At 51.9% G+C, this 16,573-nt stretch carries 18 protein-coding genes; 4 read left to right on the forward strand and 14 right to left on the reverse strand.

Translation table 11 applies throughout. The features are described from left to right. Positions 1-108: 108 nt before the first annotated feature. The 5 genes from LJA86_RS08760 to LJA86_RS08780 form a co-directional block, all read right to left on the reverse strand. A complete protein-coding gene (locus LJA86_RS08760) occupies positions 109-2,400 on the reverse strand; it encodes a replication endonuclease (RefSeq protein ID WP_229226028.1) in 2,292 nt (763 codons plus the stop codon). Between the two features lies 1 nt (position 2,401). Further along, positions 2,402-2,665: a DUF5405 family protein gene (locus LJA86_RS08765; RefSeq protein ID WP_032667451.1), complete on the reverse strand. Its 264-nt coding sequence runs from the start codon at positions 2,663-2,665 to the stop codon at positions 2,402-2,404. A 31-nt stretch (positions 2,666-2,696) separates the two neighbouring features. Next, complete coding sequence (locus LJA86_RS08770; RefSeq protein ID WP_032665602.1) at positions 2,697-2,906, reverse strand: DUF2732 family protein; 210 nt, start codon at positions 2,904-2,906, stop codon at positions 2,697-2,699. A gap of 66 nt (positions 2,907-2,972) precedes the next feature. Continuing rightward, complete coding sequence (locus LJA86_RS08775; protein ID WP_229226029.1) at positions 2,973-3,473, reverse strand: replication protein B; 501 nt, start codon at positions 3,471-3,473, stop codon at positions 2,973-2,975. A gap of 166 nt (positions 3,474-3,639) precedes the next feature. Next, positions 3,640-3,915: a regulatory phage cox family protein gene (locus LJA86_RS08780; RefSeq protein ID WP_032667449.1), complete on the reverse strand. Its 276-nt coding sequence runs from the start codon at positions 3,913-3,915 to the stop codon at positions 3,640-3,642. A 120-nt stretch (positions 3,916-4,035) separates the two neighbouring features. On the opposite strand from LJA86_RS08780, the gene LJA86_RS08785 reads away from it, so the two are divergent. Beyond that, complete coding sequence (locus LJA86_RS08785; protein WP_032667448.1) at positions 4,036-4,335, forward strand: helix-turn-helix domain-containing protein; 300 nt, start codon at positions 4,036-4,038, stop codon at positions 4,333-4,335. Positions 4,336-4,431: 96 nt separating this feature from the next. Further along, complete coding sequence (locus tag LJA86_RS08790; protein ID WP_032667446.1) at positions 4,432-5,442, forward strand: tyrosine-type recombinase/integrase; 1,011 nt, start codon at positions 4,432-4,434, stop codon at positions 5,440-5,442. A 109-nt stretch (positions 5,443-5,551) separates the two neighbouring features. Here the strand turns inward: LJA86_RS08790 and leuE are convergent, their stop codons facing one another. Both leuE and LJA86_RS08800 read right to left on the reverse strand, forming a co-directional pair. Continuing rightward, positions 5,552-6,187, reverse strand: coding sequence for a leucine efflux protein LeuE (gene leuE / locus LJA86_RS08795; RefSeq protein ID WP_069719050.1), 636 nt, complete (start codon positions 6,185-6,187; stop codon positions 5,552-5,554). A gap of 111 nt (positions 6,188-6,298) precedes the next feature. Next, positions 6,299-6,472, reverse strand: a complete 174-nt coding sequence (locus LJA86_RS08800; RefSeq protein WP_021240326.1) for a YciY family protein — start codon at positions 6,470-6,472, stop codon at positions 6,299-6,301. A 144-nt stretch (positions 6,473-6,616) separates the two neighbouring features. Here LJA86_RS08800 and cls point away from each other — a divergent pair, with 144 nt between their 5' ends. Together cls and LJA86_RS08810 are read left to right on the forward strand one after the other, a co-directional pair. Next, entirely contained in the window at positions 6,617-8,077 is a 1,461-nt protein-coding gene (gene cls / locus LJA86_RS08805; RefSeq protein WP_008502791.1) for a cardiolipin synthase, read from the forward strand. Positions 8,078-8,110: 33 nt separating this feature from the next. Further along, on the forward strand, positions 8,111-8,440 hold the full coding sequence (locus LJA86_RS08810) for an HI1450 family dsDNA-mimic protein (RefSeq protein WP_006810881.1): 330 nt from the start codon (positions 8,111-8,113) through the stop codon (positions 8,438-8,440). Positions 8,441-8,471: 31 nt separating this feature from the next. On the opposite strand, the gene LJA86_RS08815 is transcribed toward LJA86_RS08810, so the two are convergent. From LJA86_RS08815 to LJA86_RS08845, 7 genes are all read right to left on the reverse strand, one after another. After that, a complete protein-coding gene (locus tag LJA86_RS08815; RefSeq protein WP_229226030.1) occupies positions 8,472-9,341 on the reverse strand; it encodes an ion transporter in 870 nt (289 codons plus the stop codon). A 14-nt stretch (positions 9,342-9,355) separates the two neighbouring features. Next, complete coding sequence (gene oppF / locus LJA86_RS08820; protein ID WP_008502789.1) at positions 9,356-10,360, reverse strand: murein tripeptide/oligopeptide ABC transporter ATP-binding protein OppF; 1,005 nt, start codon at positions 10,358-10,360, stop codon at positions 9,356-9,358. After that, entirely contained in the window at positions 10,357-11,370 is a 1,014-nt protein-coding gene (locus tag LJA86_RS08825; RefSeq protein ID WP_024907097.1) for an ABC transporter ATP-binding protein, read from the reverse strand. The genes oppF and LJA86_RS08825 overlap by 4 nt, the downstream gene beginning before the upstream one ends. An 11-nt stretch (positions 11,371-11,381) precedes the next feature. Further along, a complete protein-coding gene (gene oppC, locus LJA86_RS08830; RefSeq protein WP_008502787.1) occupies positions 11,382-12,290 on the reverse strand; it encodes an oligopeptide ABC transporter permease OppC in 909 nt (302 codons plus the stop codon). Between the two features lie 12 nt (positions 12,291-12,302). Further along, a complete protein-coding gene (oppB, locus tag LJA86_RS08835; protein ID WP_008502786.1) occupies positions 12,303-13,223 on the reverse strand; it encodes an oligopeptide ABC transporter permease OppB in 921 nt (306 codons plus the stop codon). An 84-nt stretch (positions 13,224-13,307) separates the two neighbouring features. After that, positions 13,308-14,939: an oligopeptide ABC transporter substrate-binding protein OppA gene (gene oppA, locus LJA86_RS08840; protein WP_008502785.1), complete on the reverse strand. Its 1,632-nt coding sequence runs from the start codon at positions 14,937-14,939 to the stop codon at positions 13,308-13,310. 770 nt (positions 14,940-15,709) lie between these two features. Next, a complete protein-coding gene (locus LJA86_RS08845) occupies positions 15,710-16,357 on the reverse strand; it encodes a YchE family NAAT transporter (RefSeq protein WP_008502784.1) in 648 nt (215 codons plus the stop codon). Between the last annotated feature and the right edge of the window lie 216 nt (positions 16,358-16,573).

Consider the following 16,573-nt stretch of genomic DNA (forward strand, 5'->3'; position numbering starts at 1 on the left):
GCCATTGTTGCCAATAGCAGCCTTTATACCCTCTGTATAAAGCTAATACGAAGAGTAATGCAATGTAGATATCCCAAGCGGTAGCACGGACATTCTATTAAATTTTTTTCAGAAGTCAAAATTTAACTTGATTTCATCCCACTCCTGAGCACACGAGTAGCTAAAAGACTTATTGCCATAAACTACTGTTGCACCACGCGTCAGCGCGTTAAGTTCCCACCGTTCCGGGTTAATCCCTTCCAGAGCTAAATCGAAACGAATTTTTGCGACGCGATCCCTTTCGGCTTTTGTCATCCTGGCTGATGGCGCTAGCTCGCTCGTTTTGAGCGGCGCATTCCTTCTTTGCTGGCGATTCTCACGCGGTACGCCAGCTTTTAACGCTCCGTTAAGCACCTTCACGACGTCCGGCTCATTCCAGCCGATAACCCCGCGCTCAATCAGATTTAACACCGCTGCGGCTTGCTCAGACGGTGTGGGGGTCATAACTGGATCGCCGCCGCCGGTGAGCTTTCCACAGTTATTGACAGGACTCCGAGGCGCGGCAGAGCCGCTTTTTAAGGTCAAAGGCTCAACGGCCAAAACCTTTGGAACGATTCGCCATTCGGCTGTACGGGTTACATGGACACGGTCAGCCCCGAGATGAGGGGCATAAATACCGACCACCCTCTCGATATCTTCCTCGTACTCGTTAACCTCATCCGCCACCTTACGGGCGACCCTGACGACCTGAGCATCACGCGGCATGTTTGCCCCACCCTGCGCGATGATGTACAGCTCAAAGTCACCCTCATCTGCTGCAGCTCGCGCGGCCTCGACCCTGTCGTCAAACTCGCAGGCAATACTTACCCCCCGCGGCAGTTTGCGCAGTTCGCGATAAGCGCCCATCGTCGGGAGACCAATCGGTTTAAACTGAGGGATACGCCATGTTGACGCCCATGCGGTGACGGCTGCGGCCGTATCTTTCAGAGGCTTGCCGGTGTCGTGATCGAGCTGGCCGTCGAGCGCGTAACCGTCGATATTTTTTGCAATGTATTTAGCGATATAACCCGCCGCTCCGCCCTGATTAAGATGGCGTGACTCAAAGCGCTGTTTTGCCGCGCCCTTCTCGTGTCCATCCTCTTTGAGGGCATAACGACGCATAATTTCGTTAATGGCTTTACGCTGACCGGGTTTGCAAAACAGCATCATGTGCCAGTGTGGCGTGCCGTCGTGGTGCGGTTCGACAACGCGCATCCCGTAAACTTCTAAATCGTTATCTTTGAAAGCTGTACGCATCAGGCTCCAGATTCGGCATAGATAGCGCTGGCCGTCTTTGGGTGTGAATGCTGTTTCGTTCCAGCCGTGATTGAGCTGCACCGTTTTGCTTTCACCTTTGCCAACCTGACGGGTCGGGTGATACTTCGATGGCGTGGTCAGCGTGATAAACATCCCCACGTCACCAACTCTGGTCGCGTAACGTTCAATCCCGGCGATAGTGTTCATCAGCTCCATGCGGCGTATTTCAGGGTTAGAAATACTCCCCATGACCTTAGTGATTAGGTCGATACGTTCGCCGGTGACTTTGTTTTCCAGTTCACAGGATTTCAGGTATTCGAGATTAGCCAGGCGGCGCGAGTGAACATCGCGGATCGCCATTTTGCTTGCGTAAGGTGAACGGTCTTTGTTGACCTCACCGGCAGCGATGAGCAGCGCCTCGCGCCAGCGCATCCTCTGCGCCTTAAGCTGATTAACCCACCACTCGTCTTTTATCAGTCGTGAAATAGCGGAAAATGCCATGCGGATCGTCATCTGACCCTTACGGTATTTTTTCCAGTACATCGGAGTGATGTTAAATGCGCGAGCAATACCGGCCACTTGCCCGTATACGTGCGACTGAGCTTCATCGGTGAAAAGTGTCTCTTTCCCGCCGTGAGCCTCCGCCCATGCGTCGCTTAACTCCTCATATTTGCTCCAGAACTGAGAGGCAATTCTGGCAGCAAATTTCCTGAGCTCTTTGTCGTTCATATCCGGCAGGCGTGCATATTCATCCCGCGCAGACAGAAAACCAATCGAGGCGGATTCATTCATCCCGCACAGTTCATTAACACGCTCAAGACGTGGCAGCAGCTTGCGCTCAAACGTGTTTTTAAGGAAATACAACCCACCTAAAGGGCTCTTTTTACGGCGGATGAAGTTATAACGCGATGTAAACAGCGTTTGCAGGAAAAACGGTAGACGGTCAATCCGGTTTAAAACACCTTGCACCTGACGGAGTTCGGCACGTGTAAGGGGTCTGTCGCGACCAATGGCCTCTTTTGTGACGTTATTCCAGGGATAAGCACCAACGAATGAATCACTGGTGCCCTTCAAAAATGGTGGTGGTGGCGAGGGGGCAACACGCCCCCGAGGTTCGTTGGACATATTATTTAAAAGCGTCCAGACATTGCTTACCCATGCGTTCAATCCGAGCTTCCAAAGCTGCGAAGCCGGTAAGATCGCTGGTTAAAAGATCATGCAAAACCAAGCCTGAGATGAGCTTAGGGATAGTTGGGTAGTAACCCACAACGTCCAACCATTCCTTTCCTTCGTTCTTCCCGGATGTAGCGGTCTTTTTTTCCTGCAAAATGAATTGATAGCGGTCACTGGTGATCACGTACTGGTTATTTATCTCGATGCGTATGCTCATTCTGGCTTCCTTTAAAAAGTGGTTAGCCCGCTCAATCGAAAATTGAGTTGTGCAGATTTGCCGACTCTTGACCTAATAACTCGATAATCTCGGTACGATTGAGCTCAGACTTGCTGATATGCGCGATAAGCCCGTCAAATCGAGAAGAGAAACGTGTCGCGAGGTCGCGCTGTGCTTCGTTTACTGCCTGCTCCAGGAGAGCGGAAAACATGCCATCTGGTACTGTGTTTTGTGTTTGCATTTGCCTATCTCCAGACAAAAGGAGTCCCCACGCTGTAAGGCGCGTAATAAAACGAATCCAGATTAATTAATGTAAATACTGCTCAGGTTTTACCGAGGTTAAAATGGTTGGTGCGTACTCAAAAAGGCTAAACAGTTCTCGCAAAGCGCGGAAAAGTTTGTCACGCCAATAACAGTCCTCTTCATTTAAACACCAGTGCGGCATCATAAATTCCTGTTCTGTCAGTCCCGCATGAAGAAACAATGAGCGCCTTTGGCTAACAGTCAGGCGACTGATGAAAGTTGCTTTTGACGAGCCAATTTGGCGGTGCCGGGCAAATGCATTTCTCAATTCATCAAGCGCACAAACAAGACGCTCACGATCTGCTTCAGCCATTTCCTCTAAGCGCATCACAGAGTGACGCTGTTTTAATTGAGCGTGGAAACAAACCGTAAGACGCTCCCGCTCCATCATCTGATTGTAAAAATCACAAGTGTCCTGCCAGCGAGGCTGAGCCAGATACTTGCAGACCAGACCACGAAGCGCTGTTGGTTGTTTCTGGATCACATCAAGTGTCATCACCGTCATAACCACAGTCCTCTCTTTTTGACCACGCGACGAAGCTTCTCGATAACGCCCGGCTTTCGGGTTCGGATGATGATGCCCTTACGTCCACGACCGTGAGTGATAGTGAAGTTGGTAGGTTTAGGGCTTTCTCTTCGAAGCAACTGTGCAATACAGCGAGGTTCATTATTCATACTGGCTCCCCTAACCCGAGCCACATCAGCCAACCATCACGAATTTCCTTCGGGCGGCTGTCGTAGGCCATCTTCATACCCTTGTTCCAGGCGGGCAGATAAACCCAATATTCCCCTGCGCGCCCACTCGTTGACTGCGGATCAGTCATCTCGACTACAGGCAGCTTGCCCTTTTCAATCATGCCTTTAACGGCTGCAGGTGTTTTACCAATGAGGCGCGCGAATTCCTGATATGGAACCGCATCTGTTCTACTTACAAGCTGGTTGTTCATCTGCTACGATTCTCCTTTAGTGTGATTAATTGCTCTTAATGGGCTTTAATTGCTCTCACTAGATAACCCAATAAGAGTAAAACATCCCGATAGGGGCAATATTCTTCCATAGGAGTAACTATGTCAACCCCGGTATTTGAGAAGATAAAGCTGATTAGAGAGTCAGAGAGATTAAACAAGAGACAATTCAGTGAGTTAACAGGGATAGCGTATAGCTCCCTTGCTGGTTATGAATCCGGCGACAAAAAGCCAGGAGTAGAGCAAATCATGAAAATCCTGCAACACCCCCGGTTCACAAAGTACACGTTGTGGTTCATGGCCGATCAAATAACACCTGAAGCTGGGCAAATTGCACCGGCTCTCGCGCACTTTGGGCAGCAGACAACAACGTCACCCCACTCAGACCAGAAAACTGGCTAACCATTTACGGCGCTTTTTTGTGCAGTAAATGCACAGTGAGTTTTTGCTATTTAAATCAGGAAATTGAAGTACGCAGTAACATCATCGGGAGGCTTTATGTCTGTTAAAAAGCTCGATGATGGTCGATATGAAGTGGACATTAGACCGAGCGGGCGTAACGGAAAACGCATCCGTCGGAAGTTCGACAAGAAAAGCGAGGCGATGGCTTTTGAAAAGCACACTCAATATAACCATCACTCAAAGGAATGGCTTTCAAAACCAACGGACAAACGCCAATTGTCAGAACTGAAAGAGTTGTGGTGGAAGCTGAAAGGTAAACATGAGGAGCACGGTCAATCGTATCTCAGGAAAATTGAGCGTTTCGAAACGATGACCGGTAACCCATGCGCTTTCCAGATCACCAAGAGCCTGATAACGCAATATTGTGCTCAACGTCGGGGTGAAGGTATTAAGCCAACTACCATCAACCGCGACCTGATCACGCTAGGTGGGATGTTCACAACCCTGATTGAGTCAGAACTGTATAACGGTGAGCATCCATTCAGGGGATTCAAAAAACTGAAAGAGCAGACAGCCGAAACGGGCTATCTCACTCTTGAGGAAATTGACGCCTTACTTGCTGCGCTCTCAGGTGATAATCGTAAAATTGCGGTTTTGTGTTTGAGTACCGGAGCAAGATGGGGAGAAGCTGCGCGATTGAAGGCGGAGAATGTGATTCATAACCGAGTGTCTTTCGTTAAGACGAAAACCAACACACCGCGCACGGTCCCGATCTCTGATGACGTTGCGGCTTACGTAGTCGGCAAAACACGAGGTTTTCTGTTTCCTGAGGCCAGTTATGCTGACTTCAGGCGAACCCTCAAAGAGGTTAAGCCCGATTTACCGGCCGGACAAGCAACACATGCGCTACGACACTCTTTCGCGACGCACTTTATGATTAACGGGGGCAACATCATCACACTGCAGAGGATCTTAGGTCATACAAAAATTGCTCAGACAATGGTCTATGCGCACTTCGCTCCTCAGTACCTGCAGGACGCGATTTCGCTTAACCCGTTGAAGGGTGCTAATGGTGGTCAGAGTGTCCACAATGTGTCCACACCCTAGCCGCTTTTTATGGCTTTTGACTGCTAGTAGTAAAACGTGAAGCCTTGTCTGGCGCGGCTTTCCAGTTACGCCAGACATTAAAAAGGCTCCCGCAGGAGCCTTTCATCAATCAATGCAGCGACGCCAACCTCGCCGCAAACCCGACAAACAGCAGCCCTATCAGCCCGTTCCCCAGCTTTGCCAGTTTCTTTTTCGTTTTGAGATAACGCGTGACAAACGCACCGGAGAAGATCAGGAAACTCATGTACATGAAGCTGATTAACTCAAGCGTCGTCGCGAGGATCAGGAAAGAGGTGCCAGTGCTCTGTGCGTTCACGTCAATGAACTGAACGAAGAACGATACGTAGAACAGAATCGCTTTTGGATTCGTCAGGCTCAATACCAGCGAACGTTTCATGATCATACTGGCAGGTTCGGGGCCGCTCTCATGCGCGTTTTTCTGACGGTTCACCACCGACCAGAGCATTTTGCCGCCCAGCCACAGCAGATAGAAGGCGCCGAGATAGCGCACGATATTAAACAGTACCGGCGTGGTCTGGATTAATGCCGCGACGCCCGCCCAGGCCAGAAACATCAGTACCGCATCGCCGATAAATACGCCCGACGCGGCAAGATACCCTTTTTTAACGCCGTGTCCAATTCCGGTTTTAAGCACAAACAGGGTATTCGGCCCCGGTACGAGCACGATAAAAAACGCGCCAACAACATACGTCCAGAAATTCAGTACGCCAAACTCCGCAAACACTTCTTCTCCCTCCTTTTGCTCAATACAGCAGGAATAGCGCTGCAAATACGCTACTCCTAAAAATCAGACTCTATAAAATCATTGGGCACCATTACGGTGCCCTCATGGTACTCAGATATCCTGGACTGCGAACAGCAACGCGTTGCGATGCCGGGTCATTCCACATTTTCTGATGGCGTGAATACGCATATTGCGGCGGGATTGTGCTTCCAGCCAACGAGCCTTGCGACGACTCACCTGTCGCAACATGCGCCAGCGCCCTACTTCTGTTCTACTGCGCTTCATGTCTACAACTCTTTCTCTAACAGAGACGACATTATAAACCCATGCTGGCAGCAAACCAGCGCTTTTACCTGGCGTTTTTATTTGCCAGATGAATCCTGATGCGTACACTCATAACAATACGCTTTCAAAAGGATTTTTTTACCTATGACAACCTTCTACACCGTGGTGAGTTGGCTGGTCATTTTAGGATACTGGCTGTTAATCGCGGGTGTGACGTTACGCATCCTGATGAAGCGCAGAGCCGTACCCTCTGCCATGGCCTGGCTTCTGATCATCTACATCCTGCCGCTGGTGGGAATTATTGCCTATCTCTCTTTCGGTGAGCTTCATCTCGGCAAACGCCGCGCCGAGCGTGCCCGCGCCATGTGGCCCTCAACCGCAAAGTGGCTAAACGATCTTAAGGCCTGCAAGCATATCTTTGCCGAGGAGAACAGCAGCGTCGCCTCGTCACTGTTTAAGCTGTGCGAGCGCCGTCAGGGGATTGGTGGTGTTAAAGGCAATCAACTCCAGTTGCTGACCTCGTCCGACGACGTCATGCAGGCATTAATCCGCGATATCCAGCTGGCGCGTCATAATATCGAGATGGTTTTTTATATCTGGCAGCCTGGCGGGATGGCTGACCAGGTCGCTGAATCGCTGATGGCCGCGGCGCGACGCGGCATTCACTGCCGTCTGATGCTTGATTCCGCAGGCAGCGTGGCATTTTTCCGCAGTCCCTGGGCGGGCATGATGCGCAATGCCGGTATCGAGGTGGTTGAGGCGCTGAAGGTTAACCTGCTGCGCGTGTTTCTGCGCCGGATGGATCTCCGTCAGCATCGCAAAATGATCATGATCGATAACTATATTGCCTACACCGGCAGCATGAACATGGTTGATCCGCGCTTCTTCAAGCAGGACTCGGGCGTGGGCCAGTGGGTGGATTTGATGGCGCGAATGGAGGGGCCGATTGCCACCTCGATGGGCATCGTTTACTCCTGCGACTGGGAGATAGAAACCGGCAAACGCATTCTGCCGCCCCCGCCGGACGGCAATATTATGCCGTTTGAAGAGGCCAGCGGTCACACCATTCATACCATTGCTTCCGGGCCGGGCTTCCCGGAGGATTTGATCCATCAGGCGCTGCTGACGGCGACGTACTCGGCGCGTGAATACCTGATCATGACGACGCCCTACTTTGTTCCCAGCGATGATCTCCTGCACGCGATCTGTACCGCGGCGCAGCGCGGCGTCGATGTGAGCATTATTTTGCCACGCAAAAATGACTCCCTTCTGGTGGGCTGGGCCAGCCGGGCATTCTTTAGCGAACTGCTGGCTGCAGGGGTGAAGATCTACCAGTTCGAAGGCGGATTGCTCCACACCAAAAGCGTGCTTGTCGACGGCGAGTTAAGCCTGGTGGGGACAGTGAACCTGGATATGCGCAGCCTGTGGCTCAACTTTGAAATCACGCTGGTTATTGATGATGCCGGCTTTGGCGGCGATCTCGCGGCGGTGCAGGATGATTATATCTCCCGCTCGCGGCTGCTGGATGCCAGACTGTGGGTAAAACGTCCGCTGTGGCAGAGAATTGCCGAACGACTGTTTTACTTCTTTAGTCCGTTGCTGTAAAACGTGCCCAACGATGTTAAACAGGTAGTCATCATGGAAATGGATCTGAACAATCGCCTGACCGAAGACGAAACGCTCGAGCAGGCCTATGACATTTTTCTCGAACTGGCGGTTGATAACCTCGATCCCGCAGACGTGATCCTCTTTAATCTGCAGTTCGAAGAGCGCGGCGGTGCCGAACTGTTCGACCCTTCAGAAGACTGGGCTGAACATGTGGATTTCGATCTGAATCCTGACTTCTTTGCCGAAGTGGTCATCGGGTTGGCCGATGAAGACGGTGGCGAGATTAACGATATTTTCGCCCGCGTCCTGCTCTGTCGAGAGAAAGACCACAAGCTGTGCCATATTCTCTGGCGCGAATAATAAAAAAGGCTGCGATTGCAGCCTTTTTTATTTACTCCGGCAACGCATTTCCGCAGCGGTTACAAAACCGCGCGTTAAGGTCATGTTCACCCTGGTGACATGCCGGACATTTGCGCTGCTGCTTGCGGCTCTGAAATGCGCTGCTCATGTGCGTGGTAATAAGCCCGGTCGGAATAGCAATGACCGAATAGCCAATCAAAATCAGCACTGAGGCCACAATGCGGCCCAGCGGCGTATGGGGCGTGATATCACCGTACCCGACAGTCGTCACGGTCACTATCGCCCAATAAACGGACGCATTGAGCGTCGTGAAACCATATTTCGGCCCCTCTATCAGATACATCAGCGCGCCAAAAACGATCATGACGATGGCAATAAACGAGTAGAAGAGAATAAGCTGATGCCGCGCGCTGACAATTGCGCTCCAGAACACGCGCAGTGAGGGCATAAAGCGCAGTAATTTCAGAATACGTAATACGCGAATAACGCGCATCGCTCGCCAGGCAAAGACATAGCTCAGGCTGATTTCCGGCCACAGCCACATGACGTAGAGCGGTAGAATGGTGGCTAAATCAATAAATCCCCAGAAGCTGAAAACATATCGGGCCGGGTTGGGCCAGGCAATTACTCTGAGCAGATATTCAGCGGTAAAAACAAGGGTTATCGCCAGCTCAAGCCAGACAAAGACATGCCATTCGTCAAACGTCAGGTGGTATTGCGTCCCGGCGCCTGACTCAATAAAGATGACCACCACGCTGAGGAGCGCAAATAAACCGCAAAGACCTTCGAAGCGTCGCCCGGATACCGTTTCAGGATCGAATAAAACATGATAAAGCCGCCGACGGGCTGACGTGAATAAACGCGACACAGTGACCTCGCAAAATATAAGGGCTGACATCATGTCAGCCCTTGCGATTATAACGGGTCTACTTTCAGGCAGGAAACCGCATGTCGGAAACTGCCTTCCAGAACCGGTCGCGTTTTCGCACATTCCGGCCCGGCCATTGGGCAGCGCGTGCGGAAGACACAGCCCGACGGCGGGTTAATCGGTGAAGGCAATTCCCCTTCCAGAAGCTGGATGGTCTTATTCTTTTCCAGATCGGGATCGGGGATCGGCACTGCCGACATCAGCGCTTTGGTGTAAGGGTGCAGCGGATTGTGGTACACCTCGTCATAGGTGCCCAGCTCCACGGCGTGCCCCAGATACATCACCAGCACGCGGTCAGAGATGTGTTTCACCACGGCCAGGTCATGCGCGATGAAGATCAGCGACAGTCCCATTTCGCGCTGCAGCTTCTGCAGCAGGTTAACCACCTGCGCCTGAATGGAGACGTCGAGCGCGGAAACCGGCTCATCACAGATAATCAGCTTCGGTTCGAGGATCAGGGCGCGCGCAATACCAATACGCTGACACTGACCGCCGGAGAACTCGTGCGGATATCGGTTGATGAGGTTAGGCAACAGCCCGACTTTCAGCATCATCGCCTTAACGCGATCGCGCACTTCCTGACGGGACATCTTCGGATGATAGGTCCGCAGCGGCTCGGCAATAATCTCACCGATGGTCATACGCGGGTTTAATGACGCCAGCGGATCCTGGAAAATCATCTGGATATCGCTGCGCACGTCGCGCCACTCGTCGGGTTTCATGCCCAGCAGATCTTTACCCAGCCAGGCCACTTTACCGTCGGTGGCTTTCACCAGACCGATAATGGCGCGCGCAAAGGTCGATTTACCGCAGCCGGACTCGCCCACCACGCCCAGGGTTTCCCCCTCATACAGGCGCAGCGTGACGCCGTCCACCGCTTTCAGGGTCTTCGACGGCTGCCAGAACCACTGTTTGCCGTCTTTGATGTCGAAATGCACCTTAAGGTCAGCAATCTCGAGCAGCACGTTGCGTTTTTCATCTAATGCGTTCATACCAGCTCCTCCTGCGGCTTAAAGCAGGCGCGCAGGCGGCCTGGTGCAAACTCTTCCAGCGGCGGTGCGCTGTTGCAGATTTCCATCGCGTGCGGGCAGCGCGGCTGGAACGGACAGCCTTTCGGCAGGCGCAGCAGGTTTGGCGGGTTGCCTGGAATGGTGAGCAGGGACTCCCCTTCCGCATCGAGACGCGGTACCGCGTTCAGCAGGCCAATCGAGTAAGGATGCGCTGGCTGATAGAACACGTCACGCGCTTTGCCGTATTCCATGGTACGGCCGGCATACATCACCAGCACTTTGTCACAGATGCCCGCCACCACGCCCAGGTCATGGGTGATCATGATAATCGCCGTGTTGAACTCACGCTTCAACTCGTTCAGCAGGGTCATGATTTGTGCCTGAACGGTAACGTCCAGCGCGGTGGTCGGTTCGTCGGCAATCAGCAGTTTTGGCCGGCACAGCAGCGCCATCGCAATCATCACGCGCTGACGCATACCGCCAGAGAACTCGTGCGGGAACATTCGCATGCGCTTGCGCGCTTCCGGCATTTTCACCGCATCGAGCATTTTGACCGACTCTTCAAAGGCTTCGGCTTTGCCCAGACCTTTGTGCAGCATCAGGACTTCCATCAGCTGCTCACCGACGCGCATATACGGGTTCAGCGAGGTCATCGGATCCTGGAAAATCATCGAGATCTGCTCGGCGCGCAGCTTGTTCAGCTCGTGCTCCGGCAGGTTGAGGATTTCACGACCGTTGAATTTCGCGGAACCGCCAATCACACCGTTAGCGGCCAGCAGGCCCATTAGCGCAAAGGCTGTCTGGGACTTCCCGGATCCGGATTCACCCACGATGCCGAGCGTTTCGCCCGCGCGCAGGTTGAAGTTGAGATCGTTCACGGCGGTCACATCCCCGTCCGGGGTCTTAAAGGTGACGCGAAGATCTTTTACGTCCAGCAGAAGGTCGCTCCGCTGCTGCGCCTGTGGCGCGGTTGCCGTTTCAATCATTGTCATGACGGCGCTCCTTAACGGTCTTTCGGGTCGAGGGCATCACGCAGGCCATCGCCGATAAAGTTAAAACAAAACAGGGTAACGACCAGAAAACCCGCCGGGTATAACAGCAGCCACGGTGACACTTCCATTGAGTTTGCACCGTCACTCAGCAGCGCGCCCCAGCTGCTCAGCGGCTCTTGCGTACCCAGACCGAGGAAGCTCAGGAAGGATTCAAACAGGATCATGCTTGGCACCAGCAGTGAGGCATAGACCACCACCACGCCCAGCACGTTAGGAACGATATGGCGAACCACGATATTCCCGGTAGAGACACCGCCGACCTGCGCGGCTTCGATAAACTCTTTGCGTTTGAGGCTCAGCGTCTGGCCGCGGACAATACGCGCCATATCCAGCCAGGATACCATCCCGATGGCCACGAAGATCAAAAGGATATTCTGACCGAAGAAGGTCACCAGCAGGATGACGAAGAACATAAACGGGAAGGAGTTCAGGATTTCCAGCAGACGCATCATCACCGAGTCCACTTTACCGCCAAGGTAGCCGGACAGTGAGCCGTAGAGCGTCCCCACGATCACCGCCACCAGCGCGGCAGCAATCCCGACCATCAGCGAGATACGCCCCCCGATAGCAACACGCACCAGCAGATCGCGTCCGGAAGAGTCCGTGCCGAAATAGTGGCCTGATTCCATATCCGGCGCGCTGGACATCATGCCCCAGTCGGTGTCGAAATAGGTAAATTGCGACAGCATCGGCGCCAGGGTCACAAACAGTGCGATGATCACCAGAACCACCAGACTCGCCACCGCCGCGCGGTTGTGCATAAAGCGACGGCGCGCGTCCTGCCAGAGGCTACGACCTTCTACTTCCAGTTTTTCACTGAAGTTTTCCAGCGCCTCGCTGTTTTTCTTACTCAACATCATGGCGTGCTCCAGTTAGTAACGGATTTTCGGGTCGATGACGGCGTACAGCACATCGACGATTGCGTTAAAGAGAATGGTCAGCGCACCGACGAGAATGGTCAGGCTCAGTACCAGCGAATAGTCGCGGTTGAGCGCGCCATTAACAAACAGCTGACCAATGCCCGGCAGGCCGTAAATGGTTTCGATAACCATCGAGCCAGTGATGATCCCGACGAATGCCGGGCCCATGTAGGAGAGCACGGGCAACAGCGCCGGTTTAAGCGCGTGGCGGAAGATAATCCGACGCATCGGCAGCCCTTTCGCGCGCGCGGTACGAATGAAGTTCGAGTGCAGCACTTCGATCATTGAACCACGGGTGATACGCGCGATACTGGCGATGTACGCCAGAGATAATGCCACCATCGGCAAAATCATGAACTTGAGTGCCCCGCCGTTCCAGCCGCCGCCAGGCAGCCACTTCAGCGTGATGGCAAATATCATCACCAGTAATGGCGCGACAACGAAACTGGGTATGACTACCCCGGTCATTGCCACCCCCATTACGGCATAATCCCATTTGGTATTTTGTCTGAGCGCGGCGATGACGCCTGCGGTGACCCCGAAAACGATCGCCAGAATGAATGCCGCAGCACCCAATTTCGCCGACACCGGGAAGCTGGACGCCACCAGGTCGTTAACGGAATAGTCTTTATATTTAAATGACGGTCCAAAATCCCCGTGCGCCAGCTGCTTCAGGTAGTTGAAGTACTGGGTGGAGATAGGATCGTTTAAGTGGTATTTCGCTTCGATATTCGCCATGACTTCTGGCGGCAGCGTACGCTCACCGGTAAATGGACTTCCCGGCGCAAGGCGCATCATGAAGAAGGAAATCGTGATGAGAATAAATAGCGTCGGAATCGCTTCCAGACAGCGACGTAGGATAAATTTCAACATTGCCCGTACCTTCTGGCGTGTGCCTATATAATGTGACGTTGGTTAGACACCGTGGGGCGAGCATGCCCGCCCCACTCATTGCCATTAATGCTTGATAATATACAAGTTTTTAACGTAGATATTATCCATCGGGTCTTTACCGGTATATCCACCTACCCACGGCTTCACCAGACGGGCGTTAACGTAGTAGTAAACCGGAACGATCGCGGAATCTTTATCCAGCTGCTGCTCAGCTTTAGAGTACAGTTCAGTACGCTGTGCTTCGTCAGTGGTTTTCAGCGTGTCGGCGATCAGCTTGTCAAACGCCGGGCTCTTATAGTGCGCGGTGTTGTTTGAGCTGTCACTCAGCATGGTGTTCAGGAAGGAGGTCGGTTCGTTATAGTCCGCACACCAGCCAGCACGCGCCACGTCAAAGGTGCCCTGATGACGGCTGTCGAGGAAGGTCTTCCACTCCTGATTCTCCAGCTTCACGTTCGCGCCCAGGTTCTTTTTCCAGATCGAGGCAACGGCGATAGCCAGTTTTTTGTGCAGATCGGAGGTGTTGTACAGCAGGCTAAAGGTCAGCGGCTTATCCGCGGTATAGCCCGCTTCGGCCAGCAGTTTCTTCGCTTCTGCGTTACGCTGTTCCTGCGTCTGTTTGAACCAGTCTGGCTCGGTCAGTTTTGCGCCATCGGTGTATGGAGGGGTATAGCTGTATGCCGGCAGATCGCCCTGGTTTTTCACTTTGTTCACGATGATATCGCGATCCAGTGCCAGCTTCAGCGCCGTACGAACGCGTACGTCGGTGAACGGTGCTTTCTGGTTGTTGATTTCATAGTAGTAGGTGCACAGGTACGGGTCGACGTGAACTTCTTTAGGGATCTCTTTCTTCAGTTTCTGGAACAGTTCAATCGGCATGTTGTTATAGGTCATGTCGATTTCGCCGCTGCGGTAGCGGTTAACGTCAGTCACTTCGGACGAAATTGGCAGGTAGGTAACCTGATTAATAACGGTTTTCGCGTTGTCCCAGTATTGCGGGTTACGCTCAAGCACCATACGCTCGTTGACCACCCAGTCTTTCAGCTTATAGGCACCGTTGGTCACGATATTGGCAGGCTGGGTCCATTTTTCACCAAATTTTTCCACGGCGGATTTTGGTACCGGGGAGACAGACGGGTGAACCAGCAGCTTATAGAAGTACGGAACAGGTTCGCTCAACGTGACTTCGAAGGTATTGGCATCGATCGCCTTAACGCCCAGATCGGTGATCGGTTTTTTGCCCGCGATGATGTCATCAATATTGGCAATATGGCCATATTGCAGGTAGCTCGCATACGGAGAGGCGGTCGTTGGATTCGCCAGACGCTGCCAGCTATAAACGAAATCTTCAGCCGTCACCGGCGTACCGTCGGACCATTTCGCATCTTTACGCAGATGGAAGGTCCAGACTTTGAAATCTTTGTTTTCCCATTTTTCTGCCACGCCCGGTGCCGGGTGGCCGTCTACGTCCGTTACCAGCAGACCTTCGAACAGGTCGCGGTTGACGTTAGACTCAGGAACACCTTCAATTTTGTGCGGGTCGAGAGACTGAACTTCCGCACCGTTGTTACGCACCAGCGTCTGCTTCTCCGCCAGCTGAACACCTGCAGGAACGTCCGCAGCCATTGCAGCGTTTCCCGCGATTAGCGCAGTTAAAATCCCCGCCGCTACCAGATTTTTTTTTGTGATGATGGACATTGTGTTGGTACTCCACTCATTATAATGACTGGCCTTCGCCAGCTGTGTAATCCCCTGTTGGGGCCTGTACAGCGCAGGAGTTTTTTTTGCTGCTGTCAGGTTCTTCTTTTACTGCTTGCTATCACCGACTTTTTTATTACTGACCGCTCGTATGGCCGTCTTGCGTCGATTCTTTACAGGCCTCCCCTGTTTGAGGCCTGCGCTGGATATCTGAGAAGAGAACTATATGAAAATAATTCTCATCTGATTGTTTTATGCTGCAAAATATTAGGCCGGAAAGTATCAAATGGCGTAAACGTGCGCCAATACATTTTGCAAATTTGTTAAGCAATTCTCTTTTACGGTGAGTACCGTATCGTTGAGGGCAGCCCTGCCAGACATCGAATATCAGTAAAACAACATGACATTCAACAGGATAGAGAAAATTTTCTCTACAAGCGCGTCGCTGCGCTATCATCGAGTGACTTTGTACAAAAATTTAACAACTGGTTATTATTTAGCACATTCGTCTAGGGGAATGTTGAAATTACTAATATCATTTCGGTTATCTCTCAGCAAGCCCAAGAGTATCATGTGAGTAAAATAACAGAGCGATCGAAGATTTTCTGTGCAGGCGGGTTGAGGCGGAATTAATAACCTATTGAAATACAAGCAATGAACATTATTAGTAGAATTTATTATGATATGTGAGCATTTCAACTTTAGTTATATGATTTGCTGATAATCACGTAAAAAAACGGAGCCGTCGCTCCGTCCTTTCATATGAAGTATTAATGCAATAAACCGGGGAAAATGCTTTTAATACCCGTGACGATGAATTCGATCCCTAATGCCATCAGCAACAGGCCCATGATACGCGTAATGACGTTGATGCCCGTTTGACCCAGCAAGCGCACCAGCCAGGGTGCCATGCGGAACACACCCCAACAGCAGAGCGCAAAAATGGCAATAGCCACTGAAAAGCCAATCAGGTGCATCAGGCTATGGTAACGCGTCCCCCAGACGATGGTTGAACTGATGGCACCCGGACCGGCCATCAGCGGTAAGGCCAGCGGCACTACGCCAATGCTTTCGCGAATAGCGGTTTCTGACTTCTCTTGTTTATTCTGCTTATCCTCGCCCAGCTTACCGCTGATCATGGACATGGCGATGGTCACCACCAGGATCCCGCCGGCAATACGGAAAGAATCAATGGAAATCCCGAACAGCTGAAGAATCGTGTCGCCGAGAAAAAGAGAGGTCAACAATATGATCGCTACCGACAGGTTAGCGGTGAGGTTGGTTTTGTTCCTGGCCGCCGCTGTCTGGTAACTCGTCATACTAATGAAGACAGGAATGATCCCCACCGGGTTGACCAGGGCAAACAAACCAATAAAAAATTTAAAATACGTTGGAAAATCAAAGAGCGTTTGGATCACGTTTTGCTCCGCTTATACACATGCCCTGGACTGACAATTTGTCGTGAGAAATCGCGCTGAAGATACCCTTTTTATCAGCATACTTCACTTGAAATCTGTACCAAAACGTTATCATTTCAGGATGTTAAACATATGTATAATCAATGATAGCGCCGCTTCCAATACTTACGTAATTATTTAACACTGGAAAAATCAGCACGAAATAACCCTGCTGAA

Source organism: Enterobacter sp. TCD1-1 (genome assembly GCF_020567405.1).
In the GTDB taxonomy this organism is placed as follows: Bacteria; Pseudomonadota; Gammaproteobacteria; order Enterobacterales; family Enterobacteriaceae; genus Enterobacter; species Enterobacter quasiroggenkampii.

Bases quoted from the DNA above. Each gene is read 5' to 3' on its own strand.
- LJA86_RS08760 (WP_229226028.1), bottom strand. From the start codon at position 2,400: ATGTCCAACGAACCTCGGGGGCGTGTTGCCCCCTCGCCACCACCACCA.
- LJA86_RS08765 (WP_032667451.1), bottom strand. From the start codon at position 2,665: ATGAGCATACGCATCGAGATAAATAACCAGTACGTGATCACCAGTGAC.
- LJA86_RS08770 (WP_032665602.1), bottom strand. From the start codon at position 2,906: ATGCAAACACAAAACACAGTACCAGATGGCATGTTTTCCGCTCTCCTG.
- LJA86_RS08775 (WP_229226029.1), bottom strand. From the start codon at position 3,473: ATGACGGTGATGACACTTGATGTGATCCAGAAACAACCAACAGCGCTT.
- LJA86_RS08780 (WP_032667449.1), bottom strand. From the start codon at position 3,915: ATGAACAACCAGCTTGTAAGTAGAACAGATGCGGTTCCATATCAGGAA.
- LJA86_RS08785 (WP_032667448.1), top strand. From the start codon at position 4,036: ATGTCAACCCCGGTATTTGAGAAGATAAAGCTGATTAGAGAGTCAGAG.
- LJA86_RS08790 (WP_032667446.1), top strand. From the start codon at position 4,432: ATGTCTGTTAAAAAGCTCGATGATGGTCGATATGAAGTGGACATTAGA.
- LJA86_RS08800 (WP_021240326.1), bottom strand. From the start codon at position 6,472: ATGAAGCGCAGTAGAACAGAAGTAGGGCGCTGGCGCATGTTGCGACAG.
- cls (WP_008502791.1), top strand. From the start codon at position 6,617: ATGACAACCTTCTACACCGTGGTGAGTTGGCTGGTCATTTTAGGATAC.
- LJA86_RS08810 (WP_006810881.1), top strand. From the start codon at position 8,111: ATGGAAATGGATCTGAACAATCGCCTGACCGAAGACGAAACGCTCGAG.
- LJA86_RS08815 (WP_229226030.1), bottom strand. From the start codon at position 9,341: ATGATGTCAGCCCTTATATTTTGCGAGGTCACTGTGTCGCGTTTATTC.
- oppF (WP_008502789.1), bottom strand. From the start codon at position 10,360: ATGAACGCATTAGATGAAAAACGCAACGTGCTGCTCGAGATTGCTGAC.
- LJA86_RS08825 (WP_024907097.1), bottom strand. From the start codon at position 11,370: ATGACAATGATTGAAACGGCAACCGCGCCACAGGCGCAGCAGCGGAGC.
- oppC (WP_008502787.1), bottom strand. From the start codon at position 12,290: ATGATGTTGAGTAAGAAAAACAGCGAGGCGCTGGAAAACTTCAGTGAA.
- oppB (WP_008502786.1), bottom strand. From the start codon at position 13,223: ATGTTGAAATTTATCCTACGTCGCTGTCTGGAAGCGATTCCGACGCTA.
- oppA (WP_008502785.1), bottom strand. From the start codon at position 14,939: ATGTCCATCATCACAAAAAAAAATCTGGTAGCGGCGGGGATTTTAACT.